This is a genomic window from Sagittula sp. NFXS13, from assembly GCF_040148795.1.
GTDB classification, from domain to species: domain Bacteria; phylum Pseudomonadota; class Alphaproteobacteria; order Rhodobacterales; family Rhodobacteraceae; genus Sagittula; species Sagittula marina.
On sequence record NZ_JAGEMH010000014.1, the window covers coordinates 94691 to 109967 of the forward strand.

A 15277-nucleotide genomic window follows, 5' to 3' on the forward strand; every position below is an offset into this window, starting at 1 on the left:
CCAACATTGGCAACAATTCTTAGTGTTGCGATACTATATTATCGTATGTATGCTGGCCTCCTGTCACGAAGGCTCTTCAGCATGCGCCATTTACTCAAGAAGCTCCTCCCCTCGGTCGCTGTCGCTTTGACCGTGACAGGTTTTTCGCTGCCGGTACCCGCCCGCGCGCAGACATACCCGATCGATTGCGCGATCCTCCTGTGTCTGTCTGGCGGCTGGCCTGCTTCCGTCCCGTGCGCCCGGGCTCGCGCCGAATTCATCAGGCGGATAACGCCTTGGCCGGTGGAACCGCCGCTGCAAATCTGGCGCTGTCCCATGGGCGCCTCCTATGAGGGCGATCGGCCATCAGAAAACGCTAGCCGTATCTTTGAAGCCTTGCACCGGTCCGACAGCCGTCGACCGCTCCAATCCTTGCCAGTCTACGATCTCGTTCCAGCCGACTGGACCCTCCAGCTCGTTCAAGATCGCGCGGACATCGATATCAGCGGACCTGAATTCAACTTCGTGCGGTCCATCCGCGTCTTTGATGTTCGCTATGCGCAGCAGCATGAATCCGGACGTGACGGCGACTGCAATCGTCGCGCCACCGTGGTCCTCGGCACCTATAGGACCCAAGGCGATTTCTCATGGCATAGATCTTCCATAACTGCCCTGCCCGAGGCTCATGTAGGACTTGAACGCTGGGGCCAGCACTGCCCGGGTATCTATCACCGATCTGTCTTCGTCGATTGGCGTGACTTTGAGGGAAACTACGGGTTTGAGCAGGTAAACTACTGACTAACCGCCGTGTAGGTTTGCCTCTGAACCCAGCTCGTTTGAATTGTACGGCGGCACCGCGCACGCATCGGGGTCCACAGGCTAATTGGCGTTTGGCAAACACTGCGGGTTCGCTCTCTTCACCCGCCGTCGCTTCTTCCGATCCTCGTGAGCGCGTCGAAGTCGATTTCCTGCTTCTGTTCGTCACTTATATCCGGCCGGATTTCGGATACCGGCTTGGGCCCACGGACGCCCCACATCACCGCATGCGCGCCTTTACTCCAACGATACACCCAACCAACAATGCTGCACCCATCGGTCCCGATCAGATTGGCGATCGCGACGCCCTCACCTTTATCATCGTTCACTGTTTACTGACTTCCTGCACTCTGGCGCTGAATCTGCGTCAATCGGCATCCAAAAAAGACCCCCAAGCGCACTTTGCGGCCCAAAGAGCGGATGGGTTGCGATGATGCGAACATTCTTTGGCATCAGCCGTGCGGGAATAGTCTTGCCGGATCCGACATCCACGATGAGCGCGCCAGGTTTGCAGACATTGCCTATGTCACGGAGGACTGCTTCGAAGCTCGAGACGGGCGTTGTGATGACCACAACGACACAACCTGCAACCCGTTCGAGAGTGGTCGACAGGACGCCTCGTCGCTCCATCCCGATCATTAGCTTCGGGTCATATACCCAGACCGTGATATCGCCGACGATATGCCTTGCGATCAATTCGCCGAACGCTCCCATGCCGATGATACCCACAAACACGGAGGATTTCCGAGAAGTGTTTCGCATGGACTGAGACCTTGCTTCGAATATCAATGCGGGCTCACATGGGGGAGAACCGGTGCGCGCACTTATTGGCCCACAGGACCTACTATCGCCAGCAAACCGAGCCTGTATATCCCTCATTTTACATGAATATCTAATTTAACGCAGGAGTAACGCGCCGAGGGTGACTGCGGTAACGAAGTTCCTTAATGGTTAGTTGATAACCTTCCCGGATAGCGGAATGTTAGTGTCGTATACCAGAAAACGGGGCAACCAAGATGACCGCACGAAAACTACAGACAGGCCTTGCTCTGATCTTCCTGATCCTCGGCGCCTGGTGCCTGATCGCACCGGCTATGGTGGTCCGCTTCACCTTCCAGCCTGAGTTCAACGAGGCGACCCGACAGGCGCGCTTCCTGATGGGCTGCTTCGGGGCTCAGGCCGTGCTCAATGGAACCATCCTCCTGACCGCCCGATTCACGCCTACGACCTTCCTCGTCTTCGGCCTCGTTGGCTCAGTTCCGTTTTTTGCGTTCAATATCTGGTTCTGGTTGGTCGAGCCGGTACTCAATGCCTGGATGCTGCTCGATCTGGCAGGCAATGCGGGTATTCTGGCCTGTGGCTTATGGGGGTGGGCACTCGCGCGGCACGAAGCGAGCTACCAAGCTGGATGAATTGGGAAGAAATTGATTGTGGACGATCTCTTCAAGAAAACCGAGGCCACTGAGGCCATGTGGCTGGAATTCAGCCGGCCTCGGGGGGTGAATTCGGAATATGCCGTCGTGGCTTTCGGCGACTCTCCGGGGATGGCCACCGAGCTTGCCGACTTGGTCTCCTCTGGCATCAAGCGCGCGACGACATGCTCGAGGCATGAAGCCGAGACATCGCCCATCCCGCCGACCCTCGGAGGATACGTGGTCCTTGTCGATGGCAAAGGATCGCCACGCTGCATCTGGCAGACGACCGATTTGCGGGAGGGGCCGCTCTCGTCTGTCGACGACGTATTTGCATGGGACGAAGGAGAAGGCACCCGCCTACGCGATGACTGGCTTGACGGTCATATCGCCTACTATCGGCGTGAGCATGGATCTCAGGACCCGAAAATAGACGACTCGTTTGTTGTGATTTTTGAGCGTTTCAAGGTCGTTTGGCCCGAGGTATTGTCTGATCATTAAACTAGGCGGGCACGTGCTTGGGTCGCCCATTGAGGAGGTGCTGCAATGCCCATGACCGAATTGGAGAGGATGAAAGCCGGAGAGTGGTATTCCTGCCTGGATTCTGAACTCGAGGCGCTCCGCATGGTCGCGCGGTTGGCGGTGCATGAGCATTGCACTCTCGATCCCGACATTCGCGGCCCCATTGCACCACGTCTCGCCGCGCTGTTCGGCAGCGTGGGTAAAAACGTTTACATCGAAGCCACGTTTCACTGTGCCTACGGGTTTAACATCACACTGGGCGATGGTGTTTATCTCAACGCCGCCTGTACGATCCTCGACAGCGGTCCCGTCAAGATCGGAGCACGCACGCTCCTCGGTCCGAACGTGCAGATCTATTGCGCGGAGCATCACCCAGAAGCAAGCCGACGCGCGTCTGGCCAAGAAGTCGCACGCCCTGTTAGCATCGGGTCCGATGTCTGGATCGGCGGTGCGGCTGTTATTCTTCCAGGCCTTACAATCGGGGATAGGGCCACGATCGGGGCCGGCAGCGTGGTGACGCGTGACGTGCCTCCGGATGCCGTGTTTGCTGGTAATCCAGCCCGACCACTACGGTGAATGTGTTGCACCACTACGAAAAGGATAAAGTCGCCGTTCCCGGCCACGATTGCGGAGGGGTTGGATACGGCACTAAAGATGTTCTCGAATCGGCCCATCCAGCCTTTCTTCAAGGCTTCGCACAGCTAAAGATGGCCCATTTTTCGGGCCCGAGAAGCGTTGTGAAGATAGAGTCAAGTATTGCACAAGCTCGGCAAAACGACATACGGCAAGGCCGCTGTCATCATTTCCGACGGGAACTCGAAACGCGACGTTTCCCTGTAATTCAGCGCCTCTGTCTGCTGTAGTTAGGACCGCTGGAACCTTTTAGCACGCGCAAACTGATCTGTACGATATTTGTTTTTCAGAAGTAAGTGGAAGGACTTGCACGATGCATTCACCAATCAACCCTGACGGAATCGCGCCACCCGCCAGCCACTATAATCACGGTTTCTATGTTGCACCTGGATCGGCTCTGATGATGCTGTCTGGTCAATTGGGAGAACAGGCCGATGGCTTCTGCCCCAAAAGTGCGGGTGAACAGGCAAGAATTGCGTGGTCGAACGTATTAACGATCCTCGGAGAAAAGAAGTTCGGTATTCAGAATGTAGTTAAGGTCACCAGCTATATTGTAGGAAATGAAAATATCTCTGAATACGTTCAGGCGCACAGAGACATCGTCGGCGATTATATGCCGCCTTGGACGTTGATTGTTGTTCAGCGTTTGGGTAGCCCGCGATTCAAGATTGAAATCGACGTAATCGCAGCGGGTTAAACCGTTCTATTTTTCAAGGGGCTCTGTTGATGGCATGGGTGCGGCATCGCAATGTGCCAAAGTGATGTTTGATGAAGACATCTCAGAAGGAGAGAGCGGTCATGTCCGATGACGTCCGCGCCCAGTAATGGGCTATCGCGCAGGCTTATATGGCAAAGGGCATCCGGGATGTCGCTGCATGAACGCAAGAAACTGCTTGCGCGACAGTTTCTTGCGAAACACGACTTCATCTTACCCTGTTGCTCCGTGCAGTTGCAAGATATGCTTCGCTAGGTCAACGCCGATGATCGAGGCTTCCTTCATAGCCAATACTGAGGTGGCCCCCGAAGACTGGACACCCTGCTAGGCTTGCCGCCAACGATGACGAGGAAGAACAGCGTGGCTGGCAAACAGCCCCATCGCTCCGCCACCACCCCCAAAGCGTCGCGGGCGTCCTCCAAAGCATCACAACGGAGGCGCCGATCACTGAAGCCGACTGATCGCCGCGACCGCCGTAGTGGGGAATTTTATTTCAGCGCTTTTAGGGAAAATTAAGACGGCGTTGACAGGCGAGCTTTGCCGCCCTTTGCAGCGTCATCCAGGAAGACAGTCCGGCACCGGTTGAACAGGGGAGGTGGTCGCGCGGCCAATAGCGCCATCCACATCATCGCAATTGGTCGGTTGCGACTAGACTCACGCACCTAGGCTTATGTTGCCAAGCGCATCGCTGCCGGAAACTCAAAACTCGAAGCCATTCGCAACCTGAAACGCTACATCGCGCGTGAAGTCTTCGGCATCATCATGCGCCGCCAGAAGCAGATCAATCAGTCCCAAATCGCCGCTTGACTCTTAGAAGGGCGTCTGGAGTGCCCCCACTGAAGTGGTCCACCAACTGGGATAGTATTATCCCATTTCAGGAGGACCAGAGATGGCTGGAAAGAGAGACAAACCCGAAGAGATCGTGCTGAAGCTTCGGCAGGTTGAAGTGTTGCAAGGGCAAGGCAGTTCGATCGCTGATGCGGTTCGCCAGATTGGCGTGACGCAGCAGACCTATTATCGATGGCGCAAAGAATATGGTGGCATGAGCCGTGATCAGCTCAAACGGCTGAAGGAGCTGGAGACAGAGAATACCCGGCTGAGACGAGCCGTGTCGGATCTGACGCTGGACAAGATGATCCTGGCCGAGGCCGCAAGGGGAAACTTCTAAGCCCTTCCCGCCGCAGGCAGTGCATCGACCATGTGCAGCAAACCCTCAGCGTATCGGAGCGCCGGGTTTGCCGCACATTGGGTCAGCATCGCTCTACGCAGCGCAAGGTGCCCTGTGGTCTACCGGACGAAGCCCGGCTGACCGAGGACATCACCGCGTTGGCCGAAGAGTTCGGCCGCTATGGATATCGCATGATCACTGGGCTGCTGAACAACAGCGGCTGGCATGTAAATCACAAGCGCGTTGAACGGATCTGGCGGCAGGAAGGGCTTAAAGTCCCGCAAAAGCATCCCAAGAAAGGCCGACTTTGGCTGAATGATGGCTCCTGCGTCCGGCTGCGGCCGGAGCGCCCGAACCATGTCTGGTCCTATGACTTTGTCCAGGACCGAACCCACGACGGGCGGATCTTCCGCACGCTGAATATCATCGATGAGTTCACGAAGGAGGCGCTGGTGATCCGGGTCAAACGCAGGCTCAATTCAACGGATGTGGTCGACGCATTGACGGATCTGCTCATCCTGCGCGGCCCGCCGGAATACATAAGGTCGGACAATGGCGCGGAATTTATCGCCAAGAAGGTGCGCGCCTGGATCGGTGCCGTGGGCGCAAAAACCGCATTCATCACCCCCGGCTCACCGTGGGAGAACGGCTACTGCGAAAGCTTTAACGCCCGCTTCCGGGATGAGCTGCTCAACGGCGAGGTCTTCACCACGTTGCGCGAGGCCCAGATCCTGATCGAACGCTGGCGTCGTCACTACAACACGGTCAGGCCACACAGCGCTTTGGGATACCGGCCGCCGGCGCCCAAGAGCATCGTTCCGATAGACCAAAGACCGACCATGCACTAACAATCAAACTGGACCACTCGATGGGGGCAGACCACGTCCAAGGAACGCAGTTCACGTTAATCGACTTCATCAAGGCGCTGAAGGACGCCGGGATCCAGATCAGTATGGATGGCAAGGGCGCCTGGCGCGACAACCTCTTCGTCGAGCGGCTGTGGCGGCCGATCAAATATGAAGAGGTCTACCTGCACGCCTATGCCAGCGTCTCGGACACCCGCAAAGGCCTTGGTCGGTATCTGACCTTCTACAACACAAGGAGTCCGCATTCATCGCTGGACGGGCAGACCCCCGATCAGGCATATCTCAACACGTCGAGACCAATCCCGGTCGCGGCATAGTCGAGCGGGAAATCCACTTACGAAAGGGCTCGAAACTGTTCAAAGGAACCGCGCCGCCTCTCAAGGGCCCTCACGTCAGACAATATATTTATAGTGAACTTTTGGCTACGCTTCCCGCATCGCGCTGCCCAGCCAACGAAGAATGGGTTCGAGAAAGTAGCTTATTACGGTCCGCTCTCCCACGAGGACATTGGCAGTTAGACGCATTCCCGGGACAAGCCGGAAATCCGGAGGTACTTCTTTGAGTTGGACGGGATCCAGTTTGATGAAAGCCTGATATACAGGCTCCTGTCGTTGTCTGCCAGGTGTGTCCGGTTCGATGACGTCTTCGCTGATTCCTGTTATCTTCCCTGTCAGTTCGCCATGCGTGACGAACGGCAAAGCCTCAAGCCGCAATTTGACTGGATCGCCGATAGCCACCTGTGAGATGTTGCGCGACGCAATGTCGGCAACAGCACGCATGGGTACCCCTGTCGGAACAAGTGACAAGATTGGCTCACCTTGTTGAACCATGCCGCCCTCGGAGCGGCCCTGATCCACTTCCAACACGATCGCATCTGCAATCGCGCGTAATTCCACGCGCTGTGCCCTTTCGCGTTGAACAGCGACAAGCTCGTCCAGTTCGTCAAGTTCGCCGGATACTTTCGCGAGTTCCTCCGCCACGTCCGCCCGCGCTTCAGCCACAAAGGCAGTAAGATTGGCCGTGAGTTCTCTTTGTTGGGGCCCAATTGTCTCAATTCGGCGCTTGGCTTGAAGGACCTGTCGTTCAAGAGACAGCACTTGATTGCGCGTGTTGAGCAGTTCGGTCTTTGCGGAAAAGCCGTTCGCGTTCAGTTTTTGGCGGCCGGCTTCTAGCTCGCGTAAGATGGACAGCTGCTCCCGTGCAAGCTCAAGGTCAAGCTCCAAGCCCTCCCTTTCGGCCTCAAGACGATCTCGTTGCTCATTGGCAGAGCGGACCCGCGAGTGGAAGTGCTCAAGCTTGTCCTTCAACAACGCCTGCTGCTCATCGGGAAGTTCATTTGCTTCAGAAATCCGACCTTTTGCCCCTTCTGCCATCGCACTCAACTCCAGTTGCAAGCGGTCGCGCCTCGTCGACAGGACGTCGCGGCGCAAGAGGGAGGTATTGAGTTCTGCCTCGGCCGCGGTCCGGTCGAGGATAGCAACGACATCCCCCTTTTTGATCTTCTGCCCGGGTCGAACAGGCAAGCTTTCCAACACCGCAGTCTCGCCGGCGCGGATCACGATCGTATCGGCCGCGGGTTCAATCTTCCCCTGTGCGGAGACCGCCACGTCGATGTTTCCAACGCATGCCCAATAGACCAGCGCAGCCAGCATCAGAACAATGACGAGCGGCATCGTCACCATCCAACGCGGGGTACGGCGTGTTTCGATTTCGAACGCGTCAGGGAGAAAATCCTGCCCATCGTCGGATTTGTCCCGTCGAAGCCGAGGACGGGCCCGGGATTCATCGGCAAGTGTTTCGGTTTGACAGCCCAGGCTTTCGAAGATCATCGCGCGCATGTCGGAATCTGTCGCAACGGCATCTTCAAGGGCCTTGACGGTCATCGGCTCGACGACCGAGCGACCCACGCTCCGCGCTGTGGCGAAGCGGGTGCGGGCACCGACCAAGACCTCCTCTCCCACGATATCACCGGGCAAACGTTCCGCAATGTGCAGTTTCCTCAAGCCTGAAGAGCGGGTCAGGTTCACTTTGCCCTCAATGACCCGATAAGCACCGCAAACGGCCTCCCCCTGACTGAACAGGATGGCACCAGGGGCCAATACCTCAGGGTCGTGATCTGCGCGCATTGCACGTCGGCGGGAATGTATGCGCTCAATTACAGCCATAGCGAACCTCGCCGCTGATACGTCCATATTGACGGTTCCAGAGAGACCGGTAGAGTTCGCAGCCCTCCAGAAGGGTCTTGTGATCGGCGAAATCGACGATCTGTCCGCCGTCCATCACCATGATGCGATCGGCATCGACCAACTGTCCAAGCCTGTGCGTGACCATCAGGATCGTGCGGCCCCTGCGCATTGCGGGAAGGTTTTCCATCACCACCGCCTCGCTTTCGGGGTCCAGCGCGCTGGTGGCTTCGTCCATGATGACGATGCGCGGCTCCCGCAGCAACGCACGCGCGATGGACACGCGCTGCCGCTGACCCCCCGAAAGATTGCTGCCATTTTCTTCGATAACCGTGTCGTAGCCTTCGGGCAGCGCATCAACGAACTCTGCCGCACCTGCCTGCCTCGCCGCCTCTATGACCTCTTCAAGAGTCGCATCAGGACGGGTTATGCGAATGTTCTCCGCGATGGTTCCTCGATAAAGAAAGCTTGCCTGCGGCACCACACTCATGGCCGTGCGCAGGTGTGGCAACTCGATCTGACGCATATCGACATTGTCGAAACGTAGCGATCCGCTTTCGGGTAGATAGAACCCCTGGAGCAACCGCGTCAGAGTCGATTTGCCAGACCCGCTGCGGCCCACGATGCCGATGAATTCCCCGGCCCGGATCGAGAAGTCGATCCCGGACAATGCCTTGACGCCGTTGGGATACGAAAAGGAAAGGTCATCCGCCATGACCGCACCACGGATCGGTGGCGTCAATCCGCGCGCGCGCCGCTGTTCGGAAGGCCGGTCCATGATCTGGCCCAGCATCTTCACCGATATGCGAACCTCCTGATAGTCCTGGATCAGGGATACCGCCTGTACCAGGGGGCCGCTAACCCGTTGCGAAAGCATGTTGAAGGCGATCAGCGCCCCAACCGTGAGCTCCCCCTTCAGCACTAACTGGATGCCGACGAACACCAGTGTCACCGTCATCAGCTTTTCCAGCAGGCGGGTCGCTTCGCCCGAAATCGCGCCGATGCGCCCCACTTCCAGCCCGCGGTTGACTACACGCGCAGCGATCGCGTCCCACCGGCGTCTGCGCGGTGGCTCCAGGGCCAGCGCCTTTGTGGTTTCGATCCCGTTCAGCGTTTCGATCAACAGAGATTGCCGCTCGCCTTCCGTGGTGTAGAGTTCCTGCAACCGGGAGTGGTAGGGGCGCAATACTGCCAGCATGACGAGCGAGATCAGCACCGCATAACCCAGCACGATCAGGGTCATCTTGCCGGAATAGGCGGCCAGTACCGGAATGAAAACAATCAGGGCTGAAAGGTCCATCAATGTCCCGAACAGCCTGCCTGTCAGAAAATTGCGGATCGCCGTATGCTGGCTGGCATGCTTTGCCGTCACGCCGGCGGAACGGGTCTCGAAGTAGTCGAGGGGTAGCGATACCAGTTTGGCAAAAATGCGCGTGGATACCCGTATGTCGATGCGGTTTGTCGCAAGCAGCAGCAATCGTGCCCGGAAATATCCCAGCGCCGCTGTCAGGATCAGAAGCAGGACCATGCCCCAGGTCAGAATGTAGAGCGTGGGCAGGGCGCCGTTCTGCAGAACCTTGTCCATGACAATCTGAAAAAAGATCGGTACCGCCAGGTTCAGCCCGTGCATCACCATTGCGATCAGGGCCACGGTGGCGAAGACGCCTCGTGAACGGCCCATTTCGGACAGAAAATATCCCAGTCCGAACCGGTTTGATTCCGCCTGCGCGCCGGGATCGGCCGCCTTGACGAACAGCACCTGGCCGTCCCAGACGTCCGCTGCGCGTTCGACGGTCCAGGTCTCAATTTCGGCGCGGCGTCTTGCCGGGTCGAGAACACGAAGACCGCGCTTTTCCGGATCGGCGCCGATGAAGAGCACATAGCGACCGTCGGACAATACCCCGATCAGCGGCCATACGGGTTTGAGCCGAAAGAGCCGATCAAAAGTCGTCCGGGCGGGACGAACCTTCAGCCCGTTCTCCCGACCGATGCGTGCCAGAAATCGGGGCGCAGGTTCATCTTTTCCCAACGCGTGATCATGGACCAGTCGCTCCGGGCCCAGGTCTACTCCGTGCTCCCGACCGGCGAGACAGAGGCACCGAATGCCCGTGTGTTGCGTCATGTCATGCTCCTTCGTCGTAAACCGGGATGATCGCCTAGTCGTCGGCTTCGGCCTTCAGGACCTTGATTTCGGACTCGCCGGTCGTCGCGGCATAAGCGCGGTACGTCGCATCCCGCCCCTTCAGCACGGTGCGCCGCAGATCCTCGATCACCTCATCGGTCCTGCCGAAGGGGATGATCAATTCCATGATCCAGAGGTTGTCACCGGACTGCCAGTCATCGGGAGAGAGGGCATGATCGCCTTCGCGCAAGCGCGCGTCCATTTCGTCCGACACGTAAGCCCAGGTCGCAACGGCAAGTGGACCGGCCTTCACGCGATACATCCGGTACTGGTCGAGCCGCACCGGCACGACGAAACGTGCATCCAGAGATCGCAGGGCATAGCGCCGGTGAAGAGGCGATTGAAGCGCAAGAAACGTGATCTCGCCCAGCAGGGTTATGAAGGCCGGGTTGATGCTCTGAGACTGTGGTTGTGGTGCCGCATCTCCCGTGTTGAGATTGCCGGATTCCGGCGTTTTCAGCTCGACTGCCTCGTCATTGGTGGGCGCGATAAGTTTGTTCATCATCCTATTCCTTGCAGCAAGTTTTATGGGTCTCTCCCCCGCCGGACTTGGCGGGGGGGGACGAGTGCCCGGCTGGCACGGTATCAGGCGCCTATCGATTCCGGTTCATCTTGGGGCACGCCGTCCAACATTCTGGAAAGATCGTAGACATCGTCCCTCGCCGAAGCGCTTTCGGCTTCGGCATCCATGGTCCGAGACACTTCGCGGTCCAGCAGCGCCCCGGCCTCGTCCACTTCCATCGACAGACTGCTGAAGCTGAGCGCACCAAAGTCGCTGTCGGGAATGATGTCGTCATGCTCTGTGCTGATCAGATCAAGCAGGGCGGGCGGCAATTGATAGCTCGCCTCCAGTTCCGCTCTGTCGATCACGCGGCTGTAGCCCTGCTCGGGGTGCCAGCCATTGGCGAAGATGTCCGGCAGCACGATGGTCGCCACGGGTTCGCCATCGTCGCCCAGAACATAGCCAAGTACACCCGAAGCCGTAGTTTCCGGTAGGTCGGGGTCGAACGTGTCGATCATTCCCTCCACGAAGTAGACTTCCTGATCGGTATGCTGTGCCCACGCCAGAGCAAACTCCGGCCCGGCGTTCAGCATGTAATTCTGCGCGTCGTCCAGCAGGAATGCGAAATCCTGCATAGCTGTCAGATCGGGCGACCCCGTCGCGAGAAGTGCCTGAATGATCGCCTGGGGCGCGGCCAGATACTGTTGGTCGATACTGCCGGGCGCGACCACCTTGGTCATAAGCCCGGAGGTGCCGATCTCTGTAATCGTCGATCCGTCGAAGGTGATTTGCCCGGCGTCGATGGCTGAAGGATCGAAAACCGCGACAGGCCCGTTGCCGATCGTTTCGGAGACCAGTGTGTCTACCAGATCGGACAGACCGAACGCCGCTGCATATGCAAGGAAAGGTGGACGGACGAGGCCGTGATCTGCGAATATCTCATCGACAACCGCTTGTGTCGCGACAAAGCCGAGCATACCGAGTTCCGCCGCGACGTCGCTATTCACGCCGACATAAACCCTCGCGCTGTCCTCGGGATCCACCAGTGTCCGGTTGCTGGCCAACAGACCGTGCGGAACTCCCGACAGACCGCCGAACACCGAGTCGATGATGAACTTGTCGATCAGCGCCACCGGACCGTTGAACGCCGAGGCATGAATATCGGACAGGAATTCCTGAACCCGCTCGCCATTGCCTTCAAAGACATCCCCGGCGTGATCGAGATGCTCGGAAGCCTCCCCGAGGGCGTCGGTGGGAAGCCCCGCGAACGCAAGGTCTTGCAGGAAGGACTGGCCACCGGCCGTGCTCCATGTCTCGGGGGCAAAAGTCATGCCCCGCCGTACGGCCTCGTTCCGGATGATGAGGACTTCGCGGCCCTGGGCGTCCATGTAGCTGCCCAGAAACATGCCGGACGCCACCAGGTTCTGTAACGGGACGAACAGGTCGCTTTCCGTGATGCCGACAAATTTGCCTGACACGCCTTCCAGCTGGTCCAGCAGGTCGCCGTGCTGGAAGCCCGGGACCAAGGCCTTGAGGTCGTGAGGCAACAGAGCGTCCAGCGAGACACCACCACCACCGACAGCGCCGTCGGGTCTTGCCAGTACGTCGTGCAGGTCAATCCGGTTTGCAGGCGCCAGTATCGCGTTGAGTTGCTCGATGACCGCGCGGAAGTCCGACGCATCGACGAGCGCGAGACCGTGCCCGGCAAAGCCATGGGACCAATCCTCGCCACCGGCCCGCAACAGGCTGTCAACGAGCTCTGCGCTATCGCCGAACGGCGTGCTCAGCAGGCGCACCAGGTCCACCGCCAGCAGCGGCTGCCCGGCCGCGGCCGCGTCGGCCGCGGTCGCGACAAAGTCATGGAGCCCGTTGTCGTGCCATGTTTGCGACAGCAACAGGTTGAGGTCCACATCCCCGGGTATCACCGCAGCGAACATCGCGCGCAGCTCCTGCATCGAGGGTCGGGCGGTATTTCCGATCATCCCGGCAAGACCTTCGTAGTCGGACATATCGAGGACGGTCGCCGTGGGCTGCGCGACGGCCCATGTAATGCCGTCCAGCTCGATCTCGACAAACTTCCAGTCTGCCGCAACCGGGCCGAGGTCGGGGATGGCGTCGGCCCGGAACACCAGGAAGGGGGCGAAATCGTGCTCGAAGGCGTGCCTGTCTTCAAGGCTCGCCATGTCACGCAGGAGCGACATCAGATCCGTAGAGGGATCGAGCACCGCGTTCTCCGCGACTGCCACGCCCGCCGCCTCAAGTAGTTGCAATGCCTGATCGTGCGCGACCATCCGGTATCCGTTGCCGGCCCAGTCACCATCGACATAGCTCCTCCGGACAACGTGATAGATCGTTTCACCGTCACGGATCACGCCGAGATGTTCGGCGTCGGGTACGTCGCTGCTCAGACCATTGAGCAGCACAACCCCGTTATCAGGCGCAGATGCGATCAGAGCTTCCAGATCGTCGAGGAACGGGTTCTGCGCCGACGCAAAGCGGGCACCGATCAGGTGGATCTGCTGTAGCGACAGGAGGCCGAAATCATGAAGGTCGCCCAACATGGCCCCCAGGTCAGGGCCGGCGTCCCCCAGGTTGGCCAGATCGGGATTATCCGCATCCACAGCATAGAAATGCGCTCCATAGGCTCCAGTACCGATCAGCACCTTGTCTGCCACCAACCCCGTCTCATCCGCGTTGAGCGCAATGATCGACTGACCGTCAAGATCACCGTTCAGGATTGTTCCCAGCACTTCGTAGAAGGCGACGGCCTGACCCAATGCCGGCGATGTCACATCCTGGATGACCGCATCGGAGACCTGGTTCTTGAGATAGGTATCGGCGAGATGGGCGAAGATGGACTTCGTGACATCGGCATCCATCAGGTTGGCCAGAACATCGAATGCGCCTTCGGCCAGCAGGGTCGATCCGTGATAGGCGAACACCGGCTCACCATCGCCGTCCTGGACGACCCCGATCAGGCCAAGAGCCTCCCGGTCTGCCAGGCCCAGCGATGAGAAGGTCTCGTAATCGACCAGCGCGATACCCGCCGCGTTCTGGTCCACAGCCTGGATCACATCCTGCGCCAGCGCGGATTGCTTCAGCGCAAGTCGCGCGAAGAGCGTATACATCTCCTTGTCCGACAGATAGTCGGCCGCGTGAAGATCCTTGATCTGAACCTCGATCAGCTTGGCTGACAGATAGTCCTCTTGATGGAGCTTATCGTAGAGTGAGGCTCCGAAACTGTCGGAATCTGACAGGAAAGGAGAATCGAATTGTCCTGTCGCAAATTCCTGTCCTGTGAGCTCGAGTGGGCCACCAGAACCAAAGAAGAACTTGTAGATTTCACCGTCGCCATTGCGAAGTTTCGATGGTTCATTTAAGACATCATTAAGGCTGACTGCCTCATTGCCGAACAGGTCCGCAGGAATTTCGTTTTCTCGGGAGTTCACAAAGAAACCGCCGACCGAAACGCGCTTGTTGAAGATCCCCAGATTGTAGACTTGCGCATTGTACGCCAGATCAATTTCCAACAGCGATTTGTAGAAATCGGCAAGATCCTGGGCTCCGGTAACGGTCGCCTTTTCCTCTGCGACGAGTATCCGGTCATTCAGCGCGTTCGGCAGGTTCAGATCCTTGAGAAGGTCGTTTACCGCTTGCTGATCCAGCGCCGCGTTCGACACCGCCTGGTTGAGTGCAGCCGCCACGCTGTCAACAACGGCATAGGCGATGCCGCCCACGCTGAACGTTGTCAGAATGTCGGACGCGTCCAGGGCCGCCGCAGTCGACGATGCGACGATCATCACGCCATCGGGGCCACGGCCCGAAATGGCTTTATGCAAGTCCATGTCGGGTAGGGAAGTCCGCGCAGCGATCGCATCAAGGTCGATCTTGTTGCCGAAAAGCGCCTTCATATCCGACAGGAACGCCTGCTTGTCGTAGCTTTCATTGTACGCAAGCTGAATGTCCCCGGCGTCGAAATAGCTGCGGTTGATCAGGTAGACCTTTTCGCCCGCTGCATTGCGGTAGGAGACGAAGCGGATGTTCTCGTGATCGCCTTCGGCAATCGCAGCGGCGTTTTCCTCACCGATGGAGAACATGTCGCCCAGTCCCTCCACGATCAGCAATTCCCCGGAAACGACGATCATTTCGTCCATTTGCAGGGCTTGTTCGAGGTCCGCGACGTATTCGTTGGCACCTTCCCAATCGCCGACACCAAAGAGAAGGCCAGCACCTTCTTGCGTCAACGGGCTGTCCGTTTTGACCTCTGCCATGAGTTGCTCGAGCAGTGCCGCCGCTTCG

12 protein-coding genes and 2 pseudogenes are annotated in these 15277 nt (G+C 58.4%); 8 read left to right on the plus strand and 6 right to left on the minus strand.

Translation table 11 applies throughout. The annotated features are described in order from the left end of the window. Positions 1 to 81: 81 nt before the first annotated feature. Entirely contained in the window at positions 82 to 777 is a 696-nt protein-coding gene (locus J4E08_RS19920) for a hypothetical protein (RefSeq protein ID WP_349539969.1), read from the plus strand. Positions 778 to 896: 119 nt separating this feature from the next. Here J4E08_RS19920 and J4E08_RS19925 read toward each other — a convergent pair whose 3' ends face one another. Then, a complete protein-coding gene (locus J4E08_RS19925) occupies positions 897 to 1124 on the minus strand; it encodes a hypothetical protein (RefSeq protein ID WP_349539970.1) in 228 nt (75 codons plus the stop codon). Further along, positions 1114 to 1530 (minus strand): prephenate dehydrogenase/arogenate dehydrogenase family protein, encoded by a 417-nt coding sequence (locus tag J4E08_RS19930; protein WP_349539971.1) that lies wholly within the window; start codon positions 1528 to 1530, stop codon positions 1114 to 1116. The genes J4E08_RS19925 and J4E08_RS19930 overlap by 11 nt, the downstream gene beginning before the upstream one ends. A 281-nt stretch (positions 1531 to 1811) precedes the next feature. On the opposite strand from J4E08_RS19930, the gene J4E08_RS19935 reads away from it, so the two are divergent. The 7 genes and pseudogenes from J4E08_RS19935 to J4E08_RS19965 form a co-directional block, all read left to right on the plus strand. Next, entirely contained in the window at positions 1812 to 2207 is a 396-nt protein-coding gene (locus J4E08_RS19935; protein ID WP_349539973.1) for a hypothetical protein, read from the plus strand. Between the two features lie 18 nt (positions 2208 to 2225). Further along, positions 2226 to 2708, plus strand: a complete 483-nt coding sequence (locus tag J4E08_RS19940; protein ID WP_349539974.1) for an ASCH domain-containing protein — start codon at positions 2226 to 2228, stop codon at positions 2706 to 2708. Between the two features lie 45 nt (positions 2709 to 2753). Next, positions 2754 to 3305 carry a sugar O-acetyltransferase gene (locus J4E08_RS19945; RefSeq protein WP_349539975.1) on the plus strand — a complete coding sequence of 184 codons (552 nt, stop codon included), beginning with the start codon at positions 2754 to 2756 and terminating at the stop codon, positions 3303 to 3305. 370 nt (positions 3306 to 3675) lie between these two features. Then, complete coding sequence (locus tag J4E08_RS19950; RefSeq protein ID WP_349539976.1) at positions 3676 to 4059, plus strand: RidA family protein; 384 nt, start codon at positions 3676 to 3678, stop codon at positions 4057 to 4059. A gap of 561 nt (positions 4060 to 4620) precedes the next feature. Continuing rightward, positions 4621 to 4884 (plus strand): annotated as a pseudogene (locus J4E08_RS19955) (IS110 family transposase); the annotation flags it as partial. An 82-nt stretch (positions 4885 to 4966) separates the two neighbouring features. Next, positions 4967 to 6093, plus strand: a protein-coding gene (locus tag J4E08_RS19960) for an IS3 family transposase (RefSeq protein ID WP_349539977.1) whose coding sequence is annotated in 2 segments (ribosomal slippage) — positions 4967 to 5231 and positions 5231 to 6093 — 1128 coding nt in all. Because the reading frame shifts where the segments join, the coding sequence is not laid out codon by codon here. Positions 6094 to 6131: 38 nt separating this feature from the next. Beyond that, positions 6132 to 6428 (plus strand): annotated as a pseudogene (locus J4E08_RS19965) (transposase); the annotation flags it as partial. 105 nt (positions 6429 to 6533) lie between these two features. Here J4E08_RS19965 and J4E08_RS19970 read toward each other — a convergent pair. The 4 genes from J4E08_RS19970 to J4E08_RS19985 form a co-directional block, all read right to left on the minus strand. Continuing rightward, positions 6534 to 8237 carry an HlyD family type I secretion periplasmic adaptor subunit gene (locus J4E08_RS19970; RefSeq protein ID WP_349539978.1) on the minus strand — a complete coding sequence of 568 codons (1704 nt, stop codon included), beginning with the start codon at positions 8235 to 8237 and terminating at the stop codon, positions 6534 to 6536. Positions 8238 to 8262: 25 nt separating this feature from the next. Further along, entirely contained in the window at positions 8263 to 10416 is a 2154-nt protein-coding gene (locus tag J4E08_RS19975; RefSeq protein ID WP_349539979.1) for a peptidase domain-containing ABC transporter, read from the minus strand. 34 nt (positions 10417 to 10450) lie between these two features. Continuing rightward, entirely contained in the window at positions 10451 to 10978 is a 528-nt protein-coding gene (locus J4E08_RS19980) for a toxin-activating lysine-acyltransferase (protein ID WP_349539980.1), read from the minus strand. Between the two features lie 83 nt (positions 10979 to 11061). Then, on the minus strand, positions 11062 to 15132 hold the full coding sequence (locus J4E08_RS19985) for a hypothetical protein (RefSeq protein ID WP_349539981.1): 4071 nt from the start codon (positions 15130 to 15132) through the stop codon (positions 11062 to 11064). Positions 15133 to 15277 lie beyond the last annotated feature (145 nt).